General features: G+C 70.3%; 20 protein-coding genes. 6 read left to right on the top strand and 14 right to left on the bottom strand.

Going from position 1 to position 25,235, the window contains the following annotated elements:
• A complete protein-coding gene (locus ABD811_RS26430) occupies positions 1 to 1,725 on the top strand; it encodes an ABC transporter permease (protein ID WP_344952869.1) in 1,725 nt (574 codons plus the stop codon).
• Between the two features lie 3 nt (positions 1,726 to 1,728).
• Here the strand turns inward: ABD811_RS26430 and ABD811_RS26425 are convergent, their stop codons facing one another.
• The 13 genes from ABD811_RS26425 to ABD811_RS26365 form a co-directional block, all read right to left on the bottom strand.
• Positions 1,729 to 2,112, bottom strand: coding sequence for a hypothetical protein (locus tag ABD811_RS26425; RefSeq protein WP_344952867.1), 384 nt, complete (start codon positions 2,110 to 2,112; stop codon positions 1,729 to 1,731).
• A 784-nt stretch (positions 2,113 to 2,896) separates the two neighbouring features.
• Positions 2,897 to 3,322 carry an NUDIX hydrolase gene (locus ABD811_RS26420; RefSeq protein ID WP_344953057.1) on the bottom strand — a complete coding sequence of 142 codons (426 nt, stop codon included), beginning with the start codon at positions 3,320 to 3,322 and terminating at the stop codon, positions 2,897 to 2,899.
• A 435-nt stretch (positions 3,323 to 3,757) separates the two neighbouring features.
• Positions 3,758 to 4,198 carry a hypothetical protein gene (locus ABD811_RS26415; protein ID WP_344952865.1) on the bottom strand — a complete coding sequence of 147 codons (441 nt, stop codon included), beginning with the start codon at positions 4,196 to 4,198 and terminating at the stop codon, positions 3,758 to 3,760.
• Between the two features lie 953 nt (positions 4,199 to 5,151).
• A complete protein-coding gene (locus tag ABD811_RS26410) occupies positions 5,152 to 6,483 on the bottom strand; it encodes a fibronectin type III domain-containing protein (RefSeq protein ID WP_344952863.1) in 1,332 nt (443 codons plus the stop codon).
• Between the two features lie 241 nt (positions 6,484 to 6,724).
• Positions 6,725 to 7,114, bottom strand: a complete 390-nt coding sequence (locus ABD811_RS26405; RefSeq protein WP_344952861.1) for an Rv3654c family TadE-like protein — start codon at positions 7,112 to 7,114, stop codon at positions 6,725 to 6,727.
• A gap of 650 nt (positions 7,115 to 7,764) precedes the next feature.
• The gene (locus ABD811_RS26400; RefSeq protein ID WP_344952859.1) at positions 7,765 to 8,142 is read right to left on the bottom strand and encodes a TadE family type IV pilus minor pilin; all 378 of its coding nucleotides are present in this window, start codon (positions 8,140 to 8,142) and stop codon (positions 7,765 to 7,767) included.
• Positions 8,139 to 8,333: a DUF4244 domain-containing protein gene (locus ABD811_RS26395; protein WP_344952857.1), complete on the bottom strand. Its 195-nt coding sequence runs from the start codon at positions 8,331 to 8,333 to the stop codon at positions 8,139 to 8,141. Before ABD811_RS26395 ends, ABD811_RS26400 begins: the two co-directional genes overlap by 4 nt.
• Positions 8,334 to 8,447: 114 nt before the next feature.
• On the bottom strand, positions 8,448 to 9,026 hold the full coding sequence (locus ABD811_RS26390) for a type II secretion system F family protein (RefSeq protein ID WP_344952855.1): 579 nt from the start codon (positions 9,024 to 9,026) through the stop codon (positions 8,448 to 8,450).
• Between the two features lie 211 nt (positions 9,027 to 9,237).
• The gene (locus ABD811_RS26385; RefSeq protein WP_344952853.1) at positions 9,238 to 9,435 is read right to left on the bottom strand and encodes a hypothetical protein; all 198 of its coding nucleotides are present in this window, start codon (positions 9,433 to 9,435) and stop codon (positions 9,238 to 9,240) included.
• Positions 9,436 to 9,471: 36 nt separating this feature from the next.
• Entirely contained in the window at positions 9,472 to 10,287 is an 816-nt protein-coding gene (locus ABD811_RS26380) for a type II secretion system F family protein (RefSeq protein ID WP_344952851.1), read from the bottom strand.
• Between the two features lie 42 nt (positions 10,288 to 10,329).
• Complete coding sequence (locus ABD811_RS26375; protein WP_344952849.1) at positions 10,330 to 11,487, bottom strand: TadA family conjugal transfer-associated ATPase; 1,158 nt, start codon at positions 11,485 to 11,487, stop codon at positions 10,330 to 10,332.
• A gap of 400 nt (positions 11,488 to 11,887) precedes the next feature.
• The gene (gene ssd, locus ABD811_RS26370; RefSeq protein WP_344952847.1) at positions 11,888 to 12,970 is read right to left on the bottom strand and encodes a septum site-determining protein Ssd; all 1,083 of its coding nucleotides are present in this window, start codon (positions 12,968 to 12,970) and stop codon (positions 11,888 to 11,890) included.
• A 2,901-nt stretch (positions 12,971 to 15,871) separates the two neighbouring features.
• Positions 15,872 to 16,669, bottom strand: coding sequence for a Fic family protein (locus tag ABD811_RS26365; protein WP_344952845.1), 798 nt, complete (start codon positions 16,667 to 16,669; stop codon positions 15,872 to 15,874).
• Between the two features lie 1,253 nt (positions 16,670 to 17,922).
• On the opposite strand from ABD811_RS26365, the gene acs reads away from it, so the two are divergent.
• The 5 genes from acs to ABD811_RS26340 all read left to right on the top strand — a co-directional run bounded on the left by acs (position 17,923) and on the right by ABD811_RS26340 (position 23,990).
• On the top strand, positions 17,923 to 19,890 hold the full coding sequence (gene acs / locus ABD811_RS26360; RefSeq protein WP_344952843.1) for an acetate--CoA ligase: 1,968 nt from the start codon (positions 17,923 to 17,925) through the stop codon (positions 19,888 to 19,890).
• Between the two features lie 818 nt (positions 19,891 to 20,708).
• Positions 20,709 to 21,956 carry a Na+/H+ antiporter NhaA gene (gene nhaA / locus ABD811_RS26355; RefSeq protein ID WP_344952841.1) on the top strand — a complete coding sequence of 416 codons (1,248 nt, stop codon included), beginning with the start codon at positions 20,709 to 20,711 and terminating at the stop codon, positions 21,954 to 21,956.
• A gap of 159 nt (positions 21,957 to 22,115) precedes the next feature.
• The gene (locus tag ABD811_RS26350; protein WP_344952839.1) at positions 22,116 to 22,547 is read left to right on the top strand and encodes a phage holin family protein; all 432 of its coding nucleotides are present in this window, start codon (positions 22,116 to 22,118) and stop codon (positions 22,545 to 22,547) included.
• Between the two features lie 7 nt (positions 22,548 to 22,554).
• Positions 22,555 to 23,478, top strand: a complete 924-nt coding sequence (locus ABD811_RS26345) for an alpha/beta fold hydrolase (protein ID WP_344952837.1) — start codon at positions 22,555 to 22,557, stop codon at positions 23,476 to 23,478.
• 50 nt (positions 23,479 to 23,528) lie between these two features.
• The gene (locus ABD811_RS26340; RefSeq protein ID WP_344952835.1) at positions 23,529 to 23,990 is read left to right on the top strand and encodes a DUF309 domain-containing protein; all 462 of its coding nucleotides are present in this window, start codon (positions 23,529 to 23,531) and stop codon (positions 23,988 to 23,990) included.
• Positions 23,991 to 23,998: 8 nt separating this feature from the next.
• Here the strand turns inward: ABD811_RS26340 and ABD811_RS26335 are convergent, their stop codons facing one another.
• Positions 23,999 to 25,180 (bottom strand): MarP family serine protease, encoded by a 1,182-nt coding sequence (locus tag ABD811_RS26335; protein WP_344953056.1) that lies wholly within the window; start codon positions 25,178 to 25,180, stop codon positions 23,999 to 24,001.
• Between the last annotated feature and the right edge of the window lie 55 nt (positions 25,181 to 25,235).

Genomic DNA, 25,235 nt, shown 5'->3' with positions numbered 1-25,235 from the left:
ATGGGACGCGTCCTGCTCGCCTGCCGCCTGGCCTGGCGTGACCTGCGCCGACGCCGCGCCCAGGCGGTCCTGCTCCTGGTGGCGATCGCGGCCACCACGACGACGTTGACGCTCGGCCTGCTGGTACGGAACGCGGCCGACGACCCGTGGGAACGCACCCGCGCCGCCACCGCGGGCCCCGACGCCGTCGCCACCGCCACCGACGCACGCGCCCTGCAGGCCCTGGCGAAGGCCGACGGCGTGACCGACGCCGTCCGGCCGTTCCCGACCTTCGCCGTGCGCCTCGGCGTCCGGGACGTCCAGGTCAACGCCGTCGTCCAGGGCCGCGACATCACCCCGAGCCGGATCGACCGCCCCCACGTCACCTCGGGCGCGTGGCTGCGCCGCGGCTCGGTCGTCGTGGAACGAGCGTTCGCCGACGCCCTGCCCGTCCGCCCCGGCGACGAGATCACCCTGTCCGGACGCCGTTTCACCGTCGCCGGAATCGCCGTCACGACCGGCCGGGCGCCCTACCCGTCCTCCGCCCCGGGCCTGATCTGGACCACCCGCGCCGACGCCGCCCGCCTGCCCGCGCTCGCGCAGCGGCGCCTGACCATGCCGCTGCGCCTGGACGCCCCGTCCGCCGCCCCGGCCTTCGCCGCCCGCCACCCGGGCGTCACGCCCTGGCAGGACCTGTCCGCGTACGCCACCGCCGAACTCCGCCTGGCCAACAACGCGCTGATCACCGGTGCCTGGGCGCTGGCGGTCCTCGCGGGCCTGTGCGTCGCCCTGCTGGTCGGCGGCCGTCTCGCCGAACAGAGCCGCCGCGTCGGGCTCCTCAAGGCGGCAGGGGCGACACCGGCCGTCGTCGCCCTCACCCTCCTGGCCGAGCACCTGTTCATCGCAGTCGCCGCCGCCGTCGTCGGACTGCTCGCGGGATGGGCCGCGTCCCCCCTTCTGACGGGTCCGAACGCGGGTTTGCTCGCGTCCGGCGACACCGCCCCCACCCCCGGCATCGTCGCCGCCGTCCTCCTGCTCGCGCTCGGCGTCACCGCGACGGCCACCGCGTTCCCGGCGCTGCGCGGCGCCCGCGTCACCACGGCGCACGCGCTGCGCGCCCCCGTGCGCCCGCCGCGCCGCCTCGGGGTGCCGTCCGGCCTGCCGGTCACCCTGCTGCTGGGCCTGCGCATCGCCGCGCGCCGCGTCCGCCGCACGATCCTGGCGGCGCTCAGCACCGCCGTCACCGTCGCCATGATCGTCGCCGCGCTCGCCATGAACCGGGACGTGGCCCGCATGGACGGCCGGGCGACCGGCCCCGACTTCGTCCCGGGCGCCGGCAACCCCGTCACCGAACGCGTCAGCCAGATCGTCCTGGTGCTGGCCGTCGCCATGCTGCTGCTCGCCGCGGTCAACGCCGTCCTCACCGCGTGGGCCACGTCCCTGGACACCCTGCGCACCTCGGCGCTGGCCCGCGCCCTCGGCGCGACCCCCCGTCAGATCACCAGCGGCCTCGTCGCCGCCCACCTGCTGCCCGCCGCCGTGGCCGCCGCCGGCGGCATACCGCTGGGCCTGACGGTGTACGCGGCGGCCCGCGCCATCGGTGACTCCTCGGCGTCCGGCCAGGTCCCGATCCTGTGGCTGGCCGCCGTCCTCCCCACGGCACTGGCGGCCGTCACCGCCCTGACCGCCATCCCCATCAGGCACGCCGCCACCCGCCCCGTCGCGCCGACCCTCAGATCCACCTGAGGGTCAGGGCCGCCGCACGCCCGCCTGCACGGGTACCACCGAAGCCTGCTGCTGGGGCGACGCGTTGCGCCGGGCCATCGCCAACTCGCGTTCAAGCCGCCGCTTCTCCAGTTCCAACGCCTGGATGGACTCTTCGTGCTCGTCCCGCAGCTCCCGCAGTTCGCGCCGCAACCCGACGGCCCGCCTGACCCCGACCGTCGCGATCGTCGCACCGACCATGAGAACGACGGCGACCACGGCCCCCGCCATGAACACCTGCCACTCGGCCGCGACCCCCGGCACGGCCTCCCCGAACACCGTGAGCTCAGCCTCGCCGGTGTTGTCCGCGATGACGGCCGCCCCCACCACCAGCGCGGCGGCCACGATCAGCAACCCCAAGAAGATCATGCGGAGGGTTCTCCTCTCCGTCGCGGGGAGATCTCAGCTGGGAAGGGAGCCTAGACCGTCCCCATTTGCGACGCCATCCCCAGCCACAGCCTTTCGCCCGCCGCACCCGGCCTGCCGCAAGCTCCCACGCCCTCCTTCCACGCCGCGACTTCAACCCCAAACAGATTCAGCACCCGAAACAGGCCTCACACCCCCGCCGACCACTCCGTGACGGCCCGCCGAACCATGCAACACACGACAGACACCACCGCAACCAGAGCTGCCCGACAGACGGAAATCACCACAGCCACGACACACCGGAGACCGAGACTCACATGACGTGCAGCAACGACAACGGCAACGGCCGTGCATCAAAGAAGCGACACCGCAGCAAGCGCAAACAAACCGTGTCGACACGCTAAGCCCGCCAATATGACCGTAACCACCCTCCGCCTTTTAGAGCGACCACCCCAAACAGCTCCACATGCGGACACCGCACACATCTATGAGAGAGCGAGATCATTCTCGTCGCCACAAAAGGCCCATGCAAGACATGGCAAGGGTGGCATTTGCCAGTGACGAAACGTCCGCAACACTTCGACCAGCCACCCACCTGCAAGAACAGGTCGCAGGCCGACACCATTCTCCTCAGCCGCCCGACGCGGCCACACTAACGACCGGACCGGACGGCCGTCACCGTCAGCGTTCACGCCGACGAGGACGGCGGCACCTCGCCCCCCCGACATGAATTCCGCCCACACCGACAATCCCGTGGACTTAATAAGCAGGCAATGCCGACAACCGGTCAATGATGTTTCCGAGTCAAGGTCGTCCACACCGGGTCGATACGGCCGAGCCATACATCCTGATCGTCCGCCAATGTCTTTCTCAGCGGCAACGGCAGGAAACGGCAGGCGAACGTCAGCCCCACATCGTCCCCGTCGCCGCGGACAGCGTGGTTCCAGGCATCGATCGTGGTCGCAGGCGCCTGCAGATGAAAATACGTGGTCCGGCGCAGCTGCCCGGTGTGGGGGTGGGGCTTGTCCTCCACGGCGATCTGCCGAACCACGGAGACCGCATCCAGGCCAGTCTCCTCTGCGACCTCCCGCAACACGGCCTGTTCCAACTGCTCACCGGGACGGACGCCGCCCGCAGGGACCTGCGTACCGGCCTCAGGCATACCGACATGGTCGAAGACCAGCAACTCAGGGACGGATCGATACCTGATCACATAACCGGCAACGCGAATTCTAGGCGAGTCCACCCCACATTCTCCATCGGACGTCCCAACAAGTCGATCAACACTTGAACCCCAAGCGCGTCCGGAGGCGTCCCCACCCAAGAGAAAGTCAACGTAAGGGGCACCTCCCCTCAACCCCCACCTCCTCCCACTCCCCAAAGGCCCTCCCGCCACAACAACGCATCACGCCGAATCCACCCGGCTCCAACCACAGCCCGTATCCACACGACCTCGACCTCACCCTCACCCTCACCCTCACCCCGAACGACTACACCCTCAACCCTGCTTTCGCCGTTCACCAGGTGCTGGCCCGTACGTCCACACCTCCCACCAGCACCACGCCCGCCTCCAGTCGTAGAACCGCGCGAGCAACTGCAGCAATGTGCTCTTGCCCACACAAGGTCCAATCGGAGGACGGCCGGCGCCCTATCCCAGGATGCGGTTGGGGTCGCTGCCAGGAGCGAATCCGGCGAGCTTGCTCGGATCCCGATCGGTCTCCATGTCCTCTTCCCAGCCAACGGCGTGGGTCACGACGTAGTCCTGATCGCCGCCGGTCTCCAGGATGAGACACCGGGCGTCCAAGGCGAGGCCGGTGTTATCGGCGCGGATCCACTCTTCCTCGGCCGAGGTGGCACAACGGATCACCAGTCCGTCGTACTCAATCCTGATCTTCATGGCTTGAACGGGCTTGAAGAGTACGTCGATGCGGGACTGCCTACATCCATCCCGCCAGGCCGTTCGCGTACGCAGCAACAACTGACTGTGGCTGATGGTGTAGGCCCAGGTGGTGAAGGCCCGATCAGAGCGAAAAAGCTCCGCGCCGGGCACGAAGCGCTCCTCGGCGTTCAGCCAATCCCGTGCAAGCATGCACGAATCCTCCCAGCGCAACCCCATCAACACACAACAAACCCGAATGCGACATTCGACGAAGGACGGCGACGAGAACAACCACGGCAGTTACCGGATGGCGGAAGCCGATGACCTCGCCGCCCGGAGCAGTACAGGTGGCGAGTACCGCAGCGTGCGGCGCGCCAGGATTCCAGCCCCGCCAGGGCGCTATGCACCGACCTCGTCGTCGGCTCAACCCCCAGAACAAGACGGACACGGCATCAGCACTGAGCGAGACCAAGAGTCGCCCTCAGCTGCGGCCTACCTCACCCTGCGACGGCCGCCCCGGCGGCTTCCACCAGCTCAGCCCCCCAGAACAAGAAGGACGCAGCATCAGCACTGAGCTAAACCAAGAGTCGCCCTCAGCTGCGGACTACCTCACCCTGCGACGGCCGCCCTGGCTGCATCCACCGGCTCGACCCCCAACACAAGACGGACACGGCATCGACACTCAGCGAAACCAAGAGTCGCCCTCGACTGCGGACTACCTCACCCTGCGGCGGCCACCCTGGCTGCATCCACCGGCTCGACCCCCAACACAAGACGGGCATCGCATCGACACTCAGCGAAACCAAGAGTCGCCCTCGACTGCGGACTACCTCACCCAGCCACCACCACCCCGACGGCTTCCACCAGCTCAGCAACTCAGCCCCCAGCACAAGACGGACGCGGCGTCACCACTGCGGGAGACCAAGAGTCGCTTTACTGTGGACTACTTCGCCCTGCGGCGGCCGCCCTGGCGGCTTCCACCAGCTCGGCCCCCAGCACAAGACGGCCACCGCATCGGCACTCAGCAAGACCAAGCGTCGCCCTCGACTGCGGACTACCCCGCCCTGCCACCACCACCCCGACGACTTCCACCAGCTCAGCCCCCAGCACAAGACGGACGCGGCGTCAGCACTGAGGGAGACCAAGAGTCGCTTTACTGTGGACTACTTCGCCCTGCGGCGGCCGCCCTGGCGGCTTCCGCCGGCTCGGCGCTTGCCGGGTTGGCGGGACGGCTTGGCGATACGAACCGTGACTCCGCTGGTGCGTGAACCGCCGAGAGTCGCGGGGCGGCGCCCCGCACGCGATGTGGCCTTTCCACTGCGTGACGGCGCCGACTTGCCCTTCGAGGTCGGTGTGGCCTTCGCAGCCTTGGCGATGGACGAAAGGTCCGCGGTTCTGGCGACGGCCTCAGCCCGGGCGATCTGCTTCCTCGCCTTGACGACGCGTTTGCGGCCAGACCCGCCTCGCGCGATGCGCGCCGCCATGCCCTGGCTGCTGATCCCCGCATTGGCGACCCGCATGCGCCGCGTCCACGTTCCCAGGTGTGCCGCGACCACAAGCAGGATGAGGGCGATGGCCACGCTCTTGCCCCACTGCAGGCTGTCGGGCGCCGCGACGTTCTGGGCCTTGGGCCGGCTCTGGTCGGCCACCTGCGGCGTGGGATACGCCAGGCCAGGGGGCGCTCCGTCGGGCTGAACCGAGGGCAAGGTCACCGGAGAGGCGTTGTTGAAAGGCGTCAGCGGCGCCGTACCACGGGGCGTGTTCCCCGGCATCGACGGGACCGAGCTGGACGGTGCGGAGGAATTGGAACCGCCACCACTTCCACCACTGCTGCCCTTGACGGTCACGCTCGCCGACGCGGTGCCTGAGTAGACCGACCCGCCGGAACCGTTGGAACGCTTGGCCCGCACCCGCACCGGAATCGCCCCGCTCGTGCCGGACGGCACGCTGAACGTGGTGGAGCAGCTCGTCCCCGAGCACAGCCCGCCCACTGACCCGCTCTTGGATCCGACGGACCCGGCACTGATCGAGTATCCGGTGAGGTCGTTCTCCAGGCCCCGGTTCCAGCGAACGGTGATCTTGCTACCCGACACCGTGGCCGACAGTCCACCCGGCGCCGCAGGGGGAACCCGCGCGTAGAAGGCCCGGGTCGCCTTGGTGCTCCACGACACCAGGCCCTTCTTCTGCAGCCTCACCTCGTAACGGCCGTTGTCACCGAGCTCCGCGGTTCCGTTCAGGCTCTCGGTGTTCACGCCTTCTTTTGCGTCGACGACCTGCTCGTTACCGCCGGGGCTGACGACCACCAGCCGCCAGGCGAACCACTCCGTGGTGGCCGAGACGCTGACCGAGCCACCGCTGCTGATCACGGCACCGTCACCAGGACTGGTGATCCCGGCGCTGGCCGCGTGGGCCGGAACGGCGGTGCCGAGAATCGGGACGCTCATCGCAAGGGGTGCCGCGAGCACGACTGCACCGATCCTGCGAATCCAGGTCACGGCCTCAATCCCTCCATCGGACGATGTGCCGACTTCGCTCCGTCCGCCGAACCCGGCCCGGCCATCCGGCGGGCGGCCGAGGAGACCGCGCCGTGTCTGATGATTCCGGGGGGCTGAGGGCAGCGTAACGTACCAACGGGTAACCCACGTCACAGTACGGCGACAAAGCCGCGCCGTCGATGGCCGTCCCCGGTCGCCGACACACTGCGCGCACGATCACCGCCTGCTATTGACGCTCCGTTCAACGAGTCAGGTGTGGTAAGGGTACGCTTTCTGACTCCGCGGGACCACCCCGGGCTCGGGAAACGATCCGGATATCGCCGATCGCCAAGGCCCCTGTGACCGCAATCGTCACCGATACATCGACGACGCTTCCTCGTACCTGACACCTCTTCAGCCGCCCACCGAATTCCCGCACTACGACCGCGGCGCTCCTGCATGCCTCGCCAGCACCCTCGGCAACTCGCGCCGCCGCGGCCAGCGCGGCAAGATCCGCCGCAGCATCCGCCCGATGCCGCGCCACCCGCACACCACCCACCGTCAAGGCCGCCACAACCGAAACCCACACGACCGCCATAAACGCGACCACCCACAACGTCCCAGCCCCTTCATCACCCGCTTCCTTTATCACGACAACCCCCTTCCCAGCGAACCTGACATCACCACCCCAACGGCGTCTGCCCCTCTACCTGGCGCCGCCCACCTGCTCATAAGCCGCAGCGACGTCCCCCCGGTGCCACGCCACCCGCACAACACAGCACCCACCGCCAAGACCCACATGACCCCCATGAACGCGACCAACCACAACGCCCCCCTTCATCACCCGCTCTCTTCATGACGACAACCCCCTCCCGGCAGACCTGAGATCACCACCCCACCGGCGGGTGACCCCTCGACAGCTGCTGCGGACACTGGCCGCCTGGGCGGTGCCCCCACACACCTGCCCCGGCTGCTGACCGACCACATGGAGTTCGTCGCCGAGTCGTTCCGCGTGCGCGGTGGCACCGCCCACCTGCTCATACGCCGCAGCGTCCGCCCGGTGCCACGCCACTCGCACACCACCCACCGTCAAAGCCGCCACAACCGAGACCCACATGACCCCCGTGAACGCGACCAACCACAACGTCCCAGCCCCTTCATCACCCGCTCTCTTCATGACCACAACCCCCTCCGGCAGACCTGAGATCACCTCCGCCTGGGGAGGCCGCCCACCTGCTTATGCGCCGTAGGACTGGCAGGTGGGCGGCCGTGAGGCACCTCCTCCGTTGGTGTCACCGGCTTTCACTTCGCGGTCTGGCTATGGGCTCCCGGCTCGGTGGCGGCTGTGGCGTGGGTCCTGATCAGGAGAGCCGGCAGGCCGCTGACGGCCGGCGGCCTGGTGGGGACGGCCACGTCGACGCGGGTCGTTTCCACGTTGCGGCTGATCCTGATCTGGGCGCCGGGCGGCAGGGCCCGGGCGACGACGGCGCGGACTGCCGGCAGGGGTTCGCCGCGGGCCGCCGCTCGGGCGCCGCTTCGCGCCGCGTCCGTGCAGGCCACCTGGGTCGACGCGATCCGAACCGCCCAGAGAGACGTGACCAGGACCAGCACCAGGGCGGGGAGGGCCACGGCGATCTCCGCGGTGACCATGCCACCGTCGTGAGGCTGCCGGGCGCTCATCCCGCCAGCTGAAGCGCCCGCTTGACGACTCCTAAGAGAAGGCTCCTCACCTCCGAACTGGTCACGATCTTGAAGAGGAGCGCGGCGAACGCGGTCGCGGCGATCATGCCGACCGCGTACTCGGCCGTGGACATGCCGAGATCTCGAGCCTCCCGCCGCCACCGCCGTGCGACAGTCGTCATCATCCGCATGGGGATCTCCTTTCTTTGATGTTGTTGCAGGACGTCGGGACAGTGCCCGACTCCAGCCTGCAGAGGCGAGTACTCGGAAAACAGGTGAGCGCCGACCTGTGGATAACTGGGCAGTCACCACGGGAGAAGGACCGTCGCCGCGATCCCTGCGATGGTCGGGACGATGCCGAGCAGAACGAACGCGGGCAGGAAGCACAGGCCGAGTGGAGCGAGCACTCGGATGCCCGCGGCTCTGGCCCGGGCTATGGCCGCCGCGCGGGCTGCACGCCGCTGGTCGCGGGCAAGGCGGGTGAGGGTCGGTGCGATGGCGGCACCGCTGTTGACCGCGCGCACGGCAGTCCGGGCGAGCGGAGCCAGCGTCGGCTCGTCGGCCAAGCCAAGCCAGGCCGTGGACGGATCAACGCCCAACCGGATCTGGACGGCGACGCGCTGGAGATCGTCTCCGAGCGGTCCGCCGATCGCTCGTGCCACCGCCTCCACGGCGTCGCTCCAGGGTGTTCCGCCCTGCAGGCAGGCGGCGAGCAGGTCGATCGCCACTGGCAGATCCGCGACGAGACGCGCCCTCCTACGCCGCTGGTCGCTGTGTTCGAGCCGTCCCAGCACGCGGGCGACCGCCACCGCGACGGCGATCCCCGCCAGTACGCCGACCGGGCCGCCGAGCAGGACCGCGCACACGGTTCCAGACAGCAGCACCGCCCCACGCCTTGTCAGTACTTCGCGCTTGCCTCTGGTGGGAGAGGGCGTCACGTGTCCCGAAGCGTTTTGTGTTTGCTCGGCAGGAGGTGGCGGTCGGCCACGAGGCGGGACCGTGCCCAAGGAGTCGTGCGGACGGCGCGTGCCTGCAGGAGTTCGGTGCGCGCGACCGGAGACGAGCGCGGCGTATCTGTGGAGGGCGGACCTGTGATCACTCGGCCACAGAAAGCCGGACACCGCAGCGAACAGGACGGCCAGAAGGATCATTCGAGTCTCCTACGAGGTTGATGCGGCCGAGCACCAGCGCGACGGCGGTCAGCAGTACGCCGATCAGGATGGAGCCGACGCCGTCCCAGGCGGCCGACCCGGTGAGCTGGTGCAGGCCGAGCCCGCTCGTGTCTCCTTTCATCGGGGGATCGAGGGAGCGCTGGGGCGCGTCCGGCGGTCATCGGAGTACCTCCGCGGCTCGTGCGAGACGACTCGTCCACCACATGCCGAGCACGTCGAGGGTTACTCCGGTGGCGAGGCAGCCCAGGCCGGGGATCGTCCCGAACAGGAACGCCAGTGGCTTGGCGCCGAGCGCGGCCGCCATCGCCAGACCGAGCAGCGGAAGCCCGGACAGCAGGCGCGCCGTCGCCTTCGGCCCCGCCAGTTGGGCCGCGATCTCCTGACGTTGTTCCTCCTCGTCGCGAAGGGCGTCGGCCAGACCGTCCAGGACCGCGGCGAGCGTGCCTCCACGCTCGGCACCGATGCGCCAGCACGCCGCGAGCAGGCGCAGCCCTTCCGCTCCTGGACGTTCGGCGAGCCGCTCCAACCGGTCGGCCATGGAGACCTCTGCGCGGGTCCCCATGGCATGACCCGCTTGCCGCCGGCGCGGCTCGGAGCCGTCGATCCTGGGCTGCGCGGAGTCTCCCGGGTCGGGCGACGCGCTCAGCAGATGGACCGCGACCCGCCGATCGAGGACGCCGGCCGCCGCACGGAACGCCTCGTCGGGTGTACGACCTGCGGCCAGTTCGGCGGCCATTCCATCGCACAGACCGATGACCGCGGCGCGCCATCGTTGACGCTGTTTTCGACGTTCACGCAACTCGTCCAGGCGCGCGACCAGCGTCCGGAGGAGACCCTCCGCCGACGGCCATGCGTCATTGGCGCCCCGTGCGGTGAGCACCCGGCCAAGTCGTTCCGATGCTGTCGGAGGTCGGAACGAAACCCATGCGCAGGCGGCGGCGCACATCATGGCCAGCGCGATGATGACGGTCACGACGCCCTCCCTCCGTAGATTCGGCATTGCTGAAGACGTCGTTCATGGTTGCCACCTGTGATCGAGGCGGGCGGCGAGGTCGGAGGCGCCGGGCAGTGTGCGGGTTTGGCCCGCAGGGGTGAAGGACACCGCTGGGACGGCTTGCACGAGGCCGTCGGACCCTCGGCGCAGGAGGCAGATCTCGGCGACTCTGCGGCGTCCGCCACCGGGATCGCGGACGAGGTGGACCACGACGTCGAGGGCCGCGGCGAGCTGGCTGTGCACGGCCTCCCTGCTCAGGCCCGCGGCACACGCCAGCGCTTCCAGCCTGGCGGGGACATCGGCCGCCGCGTTCGCGTGCAGTGTCCCGCATCCGCCCTCGTGGCCCGTGTTCAGCGCGGCCAGCAGATCGACGACCTCGGCCCCGCGGACCTCACCGACCACGAGCCGGTCGGGTCGCATGCGCAACGCCTGCCGGACGAGTTCGTGCAGCCTGACGCCACCGGCGCCTTCCACGTTGGGTGGACGCGCCTCCAGACGTACGACATGGCCGTGGTCAGGGCTCAGTTCCGCGGAGTCCTCGACGAGGAGGAGCCGCTCGCCGGGGTCCACCAGACCGAGCATGCAGCTCAGCAGCGTAGTTTTGCCCGTGCCGGTGCCTCCGGCGATGATGAAGGCGGCCCGGGCGGCCACCAGGGCGGCGAGCAACCCGGCCCCACTGGAGGGGAGGGTGCCGGCCGCGACCAGTTCGTCCAGTGTGAACGCTCGGCGCCGAGGTAGCCGCAATGAGAGGCATGTGCCGTTGGCCGCCACCGGGGGCAGCACGGCGTGCAGTCGTATGCCGCCTGGCAGTCGCGCGTCGGCGTAGGGGGACGCGTCGTCGAGTCGGCGCCCGGCCGCTGCTGTCAGCCGTTGGGCGAGACGCCGCAAAGACGCTTCGTCCGGGAAGCGGGTCGGGGTCCTTACCAGTCCGCTGCCCGTGTCCACCCAGACCTCGCCCGGCCCGTTGACGAGGACGTCGGTCACTTCGGGGTTGCGTAGCAGCGGTTCCAGCGGGCCGGCACCGACGAACTCCGCACGTAACTCATCAGCGAGTGCCAACACCTCGCGGTCGCCCAGGAGCCGCTCCTCCGCACGCAGCGCGGCGGCGACATGTCCTGCGGTGGGCTCGCCTCCGGTGTAGAGGAGACGATCACGTACGGCATCAGAGAGCTTCCTCATCGTCCGTCCTTCAAGCTTGGTCATGGGTAGCGCGGCCCGAGGCCGAGCGCGCTCATGTCCCTCGTCGCGGCCTGCTCTGCTGGCGGTGTTCGTCTGCTGATCTGCGGCGCTCGCTGCCCTGGCCGCCCGCCCAGCTGGGTGTGGGCTGGTCTCGGGGTGTTGGGGTCAGGCGGCTTCGGCCACGGGTTCTCGTGGCTGGAGGCCTAGATCGCACACCAATTGACCGCAGAGGTCGGCGAGTGGTCCGCGGCGGCGCGGGTAGCGCGGCCTGAGGCCGAGCAGGGCGTCGCGCGCTCATGTCCCTTGTTGCGGCCTGCTCTGCTGGCGGTGTTCGTCTGCGCGGCACTCTGGCTGCTCTGGCCGCCCGCCGGGCTGGGTGGCTGGTCTCGGGGTGTTGGGGTCAGGCGGCTTCGGCCACGGGTTCTCGTGGCTGGAGGCCTAGGTCGGACACCAGTTGGCCGCAAAGGTCGGCGAGTGGTCCGCGGCGGCGGAGGGCCTGGGCGAGATCGCCGTCTTCGAGGATGGCGGGGAGCCGACGGTCGCAGTCGAGCACACCGGCCAGGGGCAGACCGATGGCCTCGGCGATCACCTCTGGGGTGAGGCCTCCGGGGGCCGGCTTCCGGACGATGAGCCGCAGTTCGGCGGTCTCGCGGCGAAGCGTCGTCGCGGTCACGTCGCCGGCCACGGCGGCGCGGACCTCGGCCGGTACGAGCAGGTATGTCACGTCGGCGGCACGCAGGGCGCAACGGCCGATCTCTCCGGGGTGGCGGGGGACGTCCACGACGACCAGGTCGAAGCCGCGGGAAGCGGCGTCCAGCAGGGAGCGCATGGCGTCCTCGGTGACCGGCACCGGTGCGCCGCGTCGCCAGGACAACACGGACAGGTCGCCCAGGTTGGGCAGGGCCTCGCGCAGGGTGGCGGCGCTGAGCCGGCCACGGCGGTCGGCGAAGTCCGGCCAGCGCGCACCCTCGTGATCTTCCAGCCCCAATGCGATCTCCAGGCCGCCGCCCAGCGGGTCGCCGTCGACGAGCAGGGTTCGCGCGCCGACACGGGCGGCGCTGAGTGCCAGGCCCGCGGCGAACACGCTGGCGCCCGTCCCGCCACGGGATGAGCACACGCAGACGGTGGTGCCCCAGGCCTCCACGGGCTCGGACGCCGCCGCCATCGCGTCGATCAGCCAGCTCTCGTCGTCGGGCAGGACCGCGAGATCCTGCGCCCCTATCTGCAGCGCCTTGCGGTAGATGTCGTCGGTTCCTTCTTCTCGGGTCACGAGGACGACGCCCTGTCGGCGCGGTAGGCCGGCGGCGGCGATCTCTTCGGCCGATTCGGCTCCGACCAGTACGAGCGGCGGCCAGTGCCAGCCCGCGCGGGCCTCACCGGCGTCCCGTACGATCTCGGCGCCCGTGTCGGCGGCCGCGGCGAGCCGCAGCAGGTCGTCACCGATCACCGGGTCGCTCGTCACGATCATTGCCGCGTTGGTCATCGTGCCCTCCCGTCCGTTCCTGGGGACACCACCTTGCGTTCTGGCGCGGACGCACCGAAAGGGTTTCCCCAAGTTGTGGATAACTCGGTGGAACCGCAGGTCATGGTGGGCGGGCGGCGTTGTCGCGCTGGTGATCCGCCGGGGCTCGTGGCGTGGTCTGCGCCTGGACTGGCCGGTGCGGCGGCGGGCAGTGCTGCAGCCTCAGCCCTACGGCCGTCGCCTTGGGCGTCGACGAGCTGGTGCGGTCAACTCTCGGTGATTCGCGGGTGTGGCCAACGTCCACGGCCTGGCCAGGTTCCCCAAGTTCTACGGGCGCGTGACACGAGGGCGACGTGCCGGGGTGCCTCGCATTGCGGGTTGTCGGCTACGACCGCTCTGGTCGGGCCGCCCTGCGGCTGTGCCCAGCAAAGCGACGCCGGCAGCCTCCAGCGCCTGCTTGGCGAGCCTGCCTGGCGAGCCTGCCTGACGGACCTGCCTGACGGACCTGCCTGGCGAGCCTCCTTGGCGGACCTGCCTGACGGACCTGCCTGGCGAGCCTCCTTGGCGGACCTGCCTGACGGACCTGCCTGGCGAGCCTCCTTGGCGGACCTGCCTGACGGACCTGCCTGGCGAGCCTGCTTGGCGAGCGCGGCGGCCGCCCCGGCCTTGGCGGGCGCGCCGGACGCGGTAGCTGCCCAGCCGACGGCGGTGGTACTGGCGGCTCTCGTTCGGGGGCATTCAGCGGGCGCTGGTCGAGGTGGCGCGTCGGGTCGACCTGGTGAATCGGGGCTGGGGGCGGAAGGGGGCGCCAGCAGACGGGGGGTCGTTGCGGTGCCTTCACGAGATGTCTGAGGCGGTGTGATCGGGCGGCCGTCCCGCCGATTCTGCGAGCGATCGGAGGGGGAGCGACATGGTGGTCAACGCATGTGCGCGAGGGTTTGGGCAAGGGTGGTCTGGCTGCGACTGGTGGGCCTGCCTCCGCGGAGGGCCGGGCGGTGGATGCCTGGGCTGACGCCTGTTTCTGTGGATGTCAGTGGGCATGTGAGGATCATCTGGGAATGGTGTGTTGACGAGGTGGGCCGGCGCCGTGGGGAGACGGCGTGCAAATTCATCCCGGGTTAGTCCGCTGGACACCTGGTCGTCCGCAACGGACTGCCCGTAGGACGCACATGCCGCCAAGCCGGGTAATGCGGTGCCGATTGGGGCACCCGGGATGCGCGGTCGGGCGGTGGCCTGGGCGCGTTGGCCCGGCCACCGCCCGACTGCGTTACGACAGGGCGACCCCCGCCGGGGGGGAGAGCGGGGGTCGCCGAACGGTCCGGCTCCGGGGGGGTAGAGCCGGGCCGTTTTCCCAAGAAAGTCTCGGGGAGATCGCCCACGGCCCGCAGGCCGGTTTGATCTATAGGACTGGCAAAGTCGCTGCCTCTAGTCTAGGCAGATACAACATATGCTGCCCGATCGTCGTGACTTCCGTCGAGCCGTAATGTCACCGGACGCGTAACGTTTTTTCTCACCTGGTTACGATGATCCCCACTCCAGCGGGCGAAGCGGTGCCCCTCGGCACCATCCCGCCCAGCGCCTGCCGTACGGCCGGAAAGCTCCCGACCGAGAGTGGGAGCGTACATGAGATCTCAAAGATCATTCCGTCGCACCGCCAGATCGAGATCCACAATAGAAATCGATCACACTCTGTGATCACCCGTGGATTGTCGACAGTGACCCGTCTCGTCCGAAATGTGCCCTACGGCGGCGGACTCCCGCCCGAGCGGAGACCTCCGCCGGCGCCGCCGATGCAAGCGCGATACGCGTCTGCGAGCCGCTCATTTTACGAATCAGGGCTTGTCAACTGGACGAATGAGGCGTAGACAGGTCATAAGGACCAAGTGTCCGGGCACGGCACCCGGGTACCCACGCGCGACCAGCCGCGGGAGGCGCGTCGTGACGGGCTTGACCCGGTCCGACGGATATGAGGTGCACGCTTGGTAACCCGGAGTGACGTGACTGGCGACGGCGTCCCGCCCTGAACGGGACGCCGTTCGCCGTGTTCGGGCGGTTGTCCCCACGCTGGTTTTGGACGGTGACGCGGGAAGGATCCGTCCCACCAGTACCCGTAGCCGCAGGAGCATCCGAACGCCACTTGCCTCAAGTTTGACGAGTATCAGCGGAGTGCTGGTGTGATGCGGCATCCACAAGGTGTGGGCGTCACACCACGTCTTGGGAGTCTTGTCCGTAAGGAAACGACTGTGCTGCTGGGGGCGGTCGTCTGCGGCCCTGGCAGTCGGTCGTCGCATGGCCAGTGTCCTCGAAGTCGGCAACGCGGCGCTGCAACCCGGCCCCTGGACGCGCGGCCGTAACGTCATTGCGTTGCGGGCGCCTGCCTGGGGGTGCGCGCGTAAGGGGGCGTCGGTGGGGCGGCCAGCTCTGGCTGACCGCGACTTGGGTCTGCGGATTGGGCCAAGCGTGGGGTGGGGGGACGGCTACACGCTCGCATGACCGGCCGACGTGAGGTGGCCGGCAACTGCAGTTACTGCTCCGCAAGGGTGTGCGGGTTGCCCCGAGGCAGGGACGCACACCGGGACGACTCAAGGTGAGATTCTCACCTGCAATTTTCCCACAAGGCCATAAACCCGGCCAGGTCGTAGCTTGACAGAGGCTTCACGGGTGAGTTCTCGGGTGGGTTCGGTCACACGGACAATGCGCCATGGGTGGCGAACGGCGTCGGCGCATCTCTCACTCAATGCAACAGACCGCCCCTCGTGGTTTCACATGAGAAGGGGGCGACCGGCCCTTCGCGCCGCGCCACGCCCCCATGGCGGCGATCCGCCATGGCTGTCGTTTGGAGTGCCGAAGGTTACGGAACGGCGGCCGAGTGGGATGCGGGGCGTAGAAGCCGAATGGGCGGCGGAGCGTAACGTCAGCGCGTCAGCCTCGCATGATGGCCTCGCAGATGGCCTGGGAGTCACGAGCGGCGGCGGCCGTGGCGTCGGCGCAGTGACGGATCCATCCGGCCACTCCCTCGGGGGTGCCGGAAGCGTAGCCGCGCAGTGCCGCCACGTACTCGTCTGCGAGCTCGGCGTGGCCGACCTCGGGTGCGGTGAGCGACTTGGGGTCGAGCCCACGCGCGACCATGGTCAGGCGTTGGGCAGCACGGGCGACGATGCCGTCCCCCCAGCCGAAGGGACGCAGGGTGAGCAGTTCGCCGTGCACCAGGGCCGCCACCACAAGCGCTGGGGCCTCGGTCGGTTGCACGAGCAGGCTGCTGAGCATGTCGAGCCGCGTGGCGACTTCATGCGCGGTGGGGGGTTGCCCGAGGCCGAGTACGTCCTTGACTTCCTGGCCCTCGGCTCTGGGGCGTCCCAGCTCGGCTTCGTCCACGGCGTCCGCCGCGACAAGGACGTGCAGTCGCGCCAATACCTGCCGGGGTGCCTGCCGCCATGTCTCCACCAGGGAGCCCAGTTCCGCGGAGACGCGAAGGGCACCCTGAACGACGGGGTCCTTGGGGGCCTCGGCCGCGCGCATCTCGTCCAAGGTGACCGAGACTCCCTCCAAGGCCGCCGAGGCGCGCGCGCCCCGCACCGCTGACTCGGTGGAGACCTCGGCACTGCGCCGACGCAGGACGCGATGTCCGAGCAGCCGGTCCACCGCCGTGCGAGCATCAGCCACCGCTTCGGCCACTCCGGGCAGTGCCGCTACTTGGGCGAAGGCATCGGATCCGGTCACGGGCCCGACCTTATGCGGTCGTCCTGACCGACTCGCGCGCGGGGCCAATGCCGAGCCCCCCGCCCCATGACGCCACACTGATCTCTCCTCACCCGGAAGCCACCGAAGCCCCTGTCGCCCTCCAAGCCTCGCGCAGGACGCACAGAGGCACGCACAGCGGGTCTGGGCATGCGCGGCAGCCGCCTATAGGTGCGCATCGCGCATAGGCACGCACGCAGAGCCCGGACACGCACGCCTAGGTTGGGGGGCGCATAGGGCGCCTCGGCCCGTATGCAGACGCAGGGGCGTCATCGGTGTCATCAGCTCGACCACGTCGCTCTTGCGCCAGCGCCGCGCGATGGTGGCGTACATGCCGGGACGCGTGGTCACCGGCGCACGGCACTCTGAGCGCGCTCCGCGAGCGTGGACACAGAATGTGGGCGTCTCCGGCCGTGTGCCGACACCCACGGCGGGCCCCAGCACGCACACCAAGCCTGGAGACGGCACACAGACCCCCAAGCCCGCATACAGACACAACGGCGAACCCGGAGCGCAGGGCGGGCATGACAGCAGGCACGTGGGCGTCCCCGGCCGTGTGCCCACACCACGGCGAGTCTGGCACGCACACCAAGCTCGGAGGCGGCACACAGCCCCCAAGCGCATACAGACACGACGGCGAGCTGAAGACGCACGGCGGGCGTGGACGCGGCGTTTCCGGCCGTGTGCCGACACACACGGCGAGCCCCGGCACACCAAGCGGAGGCGCACACAGACCAGCCGGCATACACACAACGGCGACCCGGGAACGCAGGGCGGGCATGGGAGCAGGCACGTGCACGTCTCCGGCCGTGTGCCCACCCACGGCGAGCCCGGCACGCACACCAAGCCTGGGGGCGGCACGCAGACGCCCAACCGCATACAGACACGACGGCGAGCTGGAGACGCAGGGCGGGCGTGGGGGCGGCGCGTGGGCGTCTCTGGCGGGTGCAGGTGCGCACGGCAGTGTGGGCGCTTACGGCGTGAGCGGGTGGGTTGGAGGGGGATCTTGCGCGGGTGGTGGGGGCGAGGGCGGATGGGGGTCGAGTGGCGGCGGTGGGGGTGTGGGGCTTGGTGTGGTTGTGGGGGCGGTAGAGGGGGCGCCAACGGCGGAAATGGGGGGAGGGGCCGCCATGCGGTGGGGGTCGTGGTGGTGTGAGGGTTGTAAAGAGGGACCCTTGCCTGGTGAAGTGGGGCACACCGGGGCGCCTTCCTCTGTCGCAAGCAAGGAGTACGCGTTGAGCCAGAGCCAAGAGACACTCTCGAACCTGCTGCAGGAGACGCGGCGCTTCCCTCCGCCTGCAGAGCTGGCCGAGTCCGCGAACGTCACCGCCGAGGCGTACGAGGAGGCGGCCGCGGACCGGCTGGGCTTCTGGGCCCGGCAGGCCGAGCGGCTGACCTGGGCCAAGCACTGGGACACCGTGCTGGACTGGAGCAACCCCCCGTTCGCCAAGTGGTTCGTGGGCGGCGAGCTGAACGTCGCCTACAACTGCGTGGACCGTCACGTCGAGGCGGGGCTGGGCGCCCGGGTCGCCTACCACTGGGAGGGTGAGCCCGGCGACACCCGCACGATCACCTACGCCGAACTCCAGCGGGAGGTGAGCAAGGCGGCCAACGCGCTGCTGGAGCTGGGCGTGCGCAAGGGCGACCGGGTGGCGATCTACCTGCCGATGATCCCCGAGCTGCCGATCTCGATGCTGGCGTGCGCGCGGATCGGCGCCACCCACTCGGTGGTGTTCGGCGGGTTCTCCGCCGACGCGCTGCGCACCCGCATCGACGACGCGCAGGCCAAGGTGGTCATCACCGCCGACGGCGGCTACCGGCGCGGCAAGCCGTCCGCGCTCAAGCCCACGGTGGACGAGGCCGTCAAGGACACCCCGTCGATCGAGCACGTCGTGGTGGTGCGGCGCACCGGCGAGCAGGTCGCCGAGAACCCCCGGGACGTGTGGTGGCACGACCTGGTGGAGCGGCAGCCGGACGAGCACACGCCGGAGCCGGTCGACTCGGAGCACCCCCTCTACATCCTGTACACGTCCGGGACGACCGGGAAGCCGAAGGGCATCCTGCACACCTCGGGCGGCTATCTCACCCAGGTGGCCTACACCCACCACGCGGTGTTCGACCTCAAGCCGAAGACCGACGTCTACTGGTGCACGGCCGACATCGGCTGGGTGACCGGCCACTCCTACATCGTGTACGGGCCGCTCGCCAACGGCGCCACCAGCGTGATCTACGAGGGGACGCCGGACACCCCGCACAAGGGCCGCTGGTGGGAGGTCATCCAGAAGTACAAGGTCACGATCTTCTACACCGCGCCGACCGCGATCCGCACCTGCATGAAGTGGGGCGACGAGATCCCGGCCGAGTTCGACCTGTCGTCGCTGCGCGTGCTGGGCAGCGTGGGCGAGCCGATCAACCCCGAGGCCTACGTCTGGTACCGGGAGAACATCGGCGGCGGGCGCTGCCCGGTGGTCGACACCTGGTGGCAGACCGAGACCGGCGCCATCATGGTCAGCCCGCTGCCGGGCGTGACGGAGGGCAAGCCGGGTGCGGCGATGCGGCCGCTGCCGGGCGTCGAGGCGGACGTGGTGGACGACCAGGCTCAGTCGGTGCCCAACGGCGGCGGCGGGTTCCTGGTGGTCCGGGAGCCGTGGCCGTCGATGCTGCGCACCATCTGGGGCGACGACGAGCGGTACGTCAAGACGTACTGGTCGCGGTTCGACGGCCTGTACTTCGCCGGTGACGGCGCCAAGAAGGACGACGACGGCGACATCTGGCTGCTCGGCCGGGTCGACGACGTCATGCTGGTGTCGGGGCACAACATCTCCACCACGGAGGTGGAGTCGGCCCTGGTGTCGCACCCGAAGGTGGCCGAGGCGGCGGTGGTCGGCTCCACGGACCCCGTCACCGGGCAGGCCATCGTGGCGTTCGTGATCCCGCGCGGCAACGCCGGCGCGGAGGTCGAGGGCGAGGACTTCGTGGCCGAACTGCGCGGCCACGTCGCCAAGACGCTCGGCCCGATCGCCAAGCCCCGCCAGATCATGATCGTGCCGGAGCTGCCCAAGACCCGCTCCGGCAAGATCATGCGGCGGCTGCTGCGGGACGTCGCGGAGAACCGCTCGCTGGGCGACGTGACCACACTCACCGACAGCTCCGTGATGGACCTGATCTCCCAGAAGCTCCCCAGCGCCAAGCCGGAGGACTGAGCCCGAGCACACTGATCGGCCCCTCCGCGCCTCACCGCGAGCCTTGCGGCGGCTCCGCAGAGCCCGGCGGTTCTGCGGAGCCTCGCCGGCCCTGCGGAGCCTCGCCGGTTCTGCAGAGCCCGCCAGCCCACTGTGAGGGGCCTCGGCGGCTCTCCGGAGTCTCGGCGGCTCTCGGGAGTCTCGGCGGCTCTCCGGGGCCTCCGCGGCTCTCCGGAGTCTCCGCGGCTCACCGTGAGGGGCCTCGGCAGTTCACCGTGCGTGCTTCCGCGACTCTGCGGAGCCTCTGCGAGTCTGCGGAGCCCCGGCGGCGCTGCGGAGCCCCGGCGGCTCTCCGGAGTCTTCGCGGCTCACTGTGAGGGCCTCCGCGGGTCTGCGGAGGCCGGCGGCTCACTGTGAGGGGGCCTCGGCGACTCACCGGGGCCTCCGCGGTTCTCCAGAGTCTCGGCGGCTCATTGTGGGGGTCTCGGCGGCTCACCGTGAGGGTCTCGAGGGTTCAGCGGCACCTCGGGGGGCTATGCGGAGCCTTCGTGGCTCGGCCGGGGTGCGGTGTTGGGGTGGAGGAGTGGCGGGCAATTGAGGGCCCCTGGTGCGTTCACGCGTCGGGGGTCCTCTGCCGTTCGCAGGGGGTGCCGGGTGTGTGGCCAGGTCAGAGGTTCGGCGACGGCGATCGGGGCGGGCGGACATATCGGGCGATCATCTGGGTACCCTGTGGGGCAGGTGTGCCGGGAAGTCTGGTCGGCGATGGGCTGTTTCGTCCCGGTATGCACGGTGGCGGATCGGTCCGTGTTCGTGTCCGCCCGCTGCCGCCCGGGGGTTTCATGCCGCGCCGCGTCGCCGCGCTCTGGCCGTTCCGTCCCACCGTCCGTTACGGGCGCAACGTCGCCGAGGCGTTGCGGCTGGAGACCGTCGGCGGGATCGTCATGCTGGCCGCCACGCTGGCGGCGCTGCTGTGGGCAAACTCCCCCTGGTCCGATGCGTACAGGGACCTGCAGAAGCTGGAGATCAGCCCGCACTGGCTGCAGCTCGGGCACATGGACCTGCAGCACTGGGCGTCCGGCGGGCTGCTGGCGGTGTTCTTCTTCATCGCCGGGCTGGAGCTGCGCGAGGAGCTGACCCACGGGGAGCTGCGCGATCCGCGGGACGCGGCGCTGCCGGTGATCGCCGCCTGCGCGGGCGTGGCGCTGCCCGCGCTGATCTTCCTGGCGGTGAGCGCGGGAGAGCCGGGCGCGGCCCGCGGCTGGGCGGTGCCGACCGCCACCGACATCGCGTTCGCGCTGGCCGTGCTGGCGGTGACGTTCTCGGCGTGCCCGGCGCCGCTGCGCGCGTTCCTGCTGACGCTGGCGGTCGTCGACGACCTCATCGCCATCGCGATCATCGCGCTGTTCTACACCGAGCACCTGAGCGCGCTGCCGCTGCTGACCGGGGTGGCGCTGGTCGCGGTGTACGGGGTGTTGCAGTGGCGGGGCGTGCGCTCGCCGTGGATCTACGTGCCGCTGGCGGTCCTGGCCTGGTACTTCGTCCACAAGAGCGGCGTCCACGCGACCGTGGCGGGGGTGGCGCTGGGCATGCTGACCTCGTCCAGGGAGACGCCGGGGCCGAGGCGGACGAACGCCGAGCAGGCCGATCACGTGCTGCGGCCGTTCTCGGCGGGCGTGTGCGTGCCGCTGTTCGCGTTCCTGTCGGCCGGGGTGACGTTGAACGCCTCCTCGCTCGGGGCCGTCGCCACCGATCGCATAGCCCTGGGGGTGATCGCCGGACTGGTGATCGGTAAATTCGTGGGCGTCCTGGGTGGAGCCTGGGCGGCCGTACGGTTCGGCCTGGCGACGCTCGGGGAGGAGCTGCACTGGCGGGAGATCGCGGGTGTCGCGATGCTCGCCGGGGTCGGTTTCACCGTTTCCCTGCTGATCGGCGGTTTGGCGTACACCGACCCGGCACAATTCGAAAGAGTGACGACAGCGGTCCTGATCGCGAGCCTCATCGCCTCGGCGGGCGCCACCATCGTCTTCCGGCGGCGGATGCGCGCGCGGGCGCGTGCGGAGGTCGCCGCCGGAACGCCGGACCGGTAGGACGGCACCGGGCGGTCCGGACGTCGGCGGCGGCCCAGGCCGCGCGCCGACGCGGCCACATCCGGACCGCGGTGGTCACGCCGGGTGGCCGGACGAGCCGCCCGGCTGCCAGGCTGGCGCGCAGCCCCTGGGAGCCGGGGCCCTGGAAGGAGTAGCGATATGACCGAGGCACAGCCGGGCGAGCGGATCGAGGACAAGTCCCTCGGTGAACTGGTCGCGCTGGCGTCGAGCAACATCTCCAACCTGGTCCGGGCCGAGATGGACCTGGCCAAGATGGAGCTGAAGGCCGACGCGAAGAAGGCCGCGCTGGGCGGGACGATGTTCGCGATCGCCGGGCTCATCGCCGGGCTGATCGTGATCCTGCTGTCCATCGCCGCGGCGTACGGACTGGTCGCGCTGGGCATCTGGCACTGGGCCGCGTTCCTCATCGTCGCGGGCGTGTACCTGCTGCTGGCGCTGGTGCTGCTCGGCATCGGCTACCTGCGCATCCGCAAGATCGATGGGGCGAAGCGCACGCGCCGCACGCTGCGCGACGACCTGTCGATGCTGCGGCACCGAGGCGACTCCGACGCCCCCGCGCTGACGGACTGAGCACGCCATGCCCGGACACGACGGGTCGATCGTCGAGGTCGACGGGCCGTGGACGCACCGCGCGGTCAGCGCCGGCGGCACGCGCTTCCATGTCGCCGAGGCGGGGGAAGGGCCTCTGGTCCTGCTGCTGCACGGATTCCCGGAGTTCTGGTGGTCCTGGCACAACCAGCTGGTGTCGCTGCCACGCGCGGGTTACCGGGCGGCCGCGGTGGACCTGCGCGGCTACGGCGGCAGCGACAAACCCCCGCGCGGCTACGACCTGGTGACCCTTGCCGGGGACGCGGCGGGGCTCGTCCGTGCGCTCGGTGAGGCCAACGCGATCGTCGTGGGTCACGACTGGGGCGGCCTGCTGGCGTGGACGATGGCCGTGTACTACCCCAAGGTCGTCCAACGGCTGGCCGTGGTGAGCGCCCCCCATCCGCTGCGTCTGAGGCAGGCCGTACGGAGCGACCTGCGCGGCCAGGCGTGGGCCACCCGGCACACCCTCGGGTTCCAGTTGCCCCTGTTGCCGGAACGCCGTCTCCTACGGGACGACGCCGCGCTGGTGGGGCGGCTGCTGCATGAGTGGTCCGGCCCGGGGTGGCCCGACGAACGCACCGAGCGTCTCCTGCGGAAGGCCGCGCAGATACCGGGCGTGGCGCACTGCGCGCTGGAGTACCACCGGTGGTTCGTCCGTTCCCAGCCACGGCCGGACGGCATCCGCTACGCCTCCCGTATGCGCAGCCCCGTCCAGGCGCCCACGCTCCAGTTGCACGGCTCCCTGGACACCTGCATCCTGCCCGCCTCCGCCCAGGGCTCGGGACGCTATGTGGAGGCGCCGTACCGCTGGAGGCTCATCGAGGGCGCGGGCCACTTCCCCCACCAGGAACGCCCAGAGACGTTCGACTCCCAGCTCATCGGCTGGCTCACCGACCCCGAACCCGAACACTGACCCCCCGCACACCGCCCTCGGCGCGATGACCGCTCGCGTACGGTGGAGGCATGCGTGATCGGGACGAGGCGGGCAGGCCGCGCAACGCCCGTCCACGTGACGCGTACGGGCGTCCCCTGCCGCGGGACGCCGTGGGCGTGCCCACCATGCCGGACGACCTGTCCTTCACCCCGGCGGAGACGCTGACGGAGGCGCAGCGGCTGTTGGACGCCGATCGTCCCTTCCACGCCCACGAGGTCCTGGAGGCGGCGTGGAAGGCCGCCGAGGAACCCGAACGCGAACTGTGGCGGGGGCTGGCACAGGTGGCCGTGGGCATCACCCACCTGCGGCGCGGCAACACGCAGGGGGCCAAGGCCCTGCTGACCCGTGCCGCCGACCGCCTGGAGCAGTACACGTCCGACCCGCCGCACGGCGTCGACGTCGCCGGCGTCGTACGGCAGACCCGCTCACTGGCCGCTCAGGCGACGGACGCCGACGCCCCCGTCCACCTGAGCCTGACGACGCCCCCGTAGGGCCGCCGTCAGTCGGAGCAGTTCTGGGTGGACACGGGGACGGTGGCCTGGGCGCCCAGGCGGACGTCCGGGGCGACCTCCTCGGCGGTGAGGGCGTAGCCGGTGGACGGGGTGTCGAGCGCCGCGGCGAAGATGACCCCGTAGACGCGACCGTCCGACGACAGCAGCGGCCCCCCGGAGTTACCGGGTTCCACCGTCCCGCGAATGGCGTAGATCTCGCGGCTGACCTGGCCGGAGTGGTAGATGTCGGGGCCCTTGGCGGTCTGCCGTGCGCGGATGCGGGCCGACCCCGTGGTGAACGGCTGGTTCTTGGGGAATCCGGCGATGATGGCGTCGTCGCGTACCCGGGCGGGCCCGGCGAACTTCAGCGCGGGCGCCCGCAGGCCCGGCACGTGCAGGACGGCGATGTCACGCCTCGGGTCGTACACCACGACCCGGCCGCGCTCGGTGGTGCCGTTCAGCGACGCGATCGTGGACGAGCCGCGCGCGCCCGCCACCACGTGCGCGTTGGTCATCACCCGTTCGGGCGCGAACACGAAGCCGGTGCCCTCGATCTTGCGCTGGCACTGCGGGGCGGTGCTGGTCACCTTGACGATGCTCTGCCGGGCGGCGAGCAGCGCCGGGGTCCGCAGGATCGCGTCGTTGGGCGGCGGCACCTCGGTCACCGACTCGCCGCCCAGGCCGTTGAACACCTGCGGGAACTCGCTGGCGGCCACGAACCGGCGGAAGGAGGCGAACCACGTCTGCGCCTGCTCGGGCATCACGTCGTTGACGCCGTTGAGGACCGAGGAGCCGTTGACCTGCGTGCGCAGCGGCTTGAACTCCGAGCGCGCCACCAGGCTGCCGAAGAACCAGGCGACCAGCAGCAGGGAGACGGCGCTGACGACGGCGCCTCCGGCCGCGTCGACGGCGCGCGCGTTGATCCCGGTGACCCGGTTGCGCAGCACGGCGCCGACGGACGAGGCGATCAGTTGCCCGAGCGTGGCGGCCAGGAACGCGATGACGATCGCCAGCAGCGCCTGCTGGGCCGCGCCGTCCACCGCCGTCTCGGCGATCGGCGGCGCCACCAGCACCCCGACGACCCCGCCGCCCACGAATCCCGCGAAGCTCAGCAGGCTGACGATGAAGCCCTGCCGATAGCCCGAGATCGCGAACAGCACGATCAGTACGAGCAAGATCGCATCCAGAATGTGGTCGCCCAGCACCGCTTCACCGTATAGCGCAGCGACCCGTGTTCACGTCCCC

This window comes from Actinomadura miaoliensis (genome assembly GCF_039536785.1).
Classification (GTDB): Bacteria; Actinomycetota; Actinomycetes; order Streptosporangiales; family Streptosporangiaceae; genus Spirillospora; species Spirillospora miaoliensis.
This window is presented reverse-complemented; position numbering and strand designations above follow the sequence as displayed.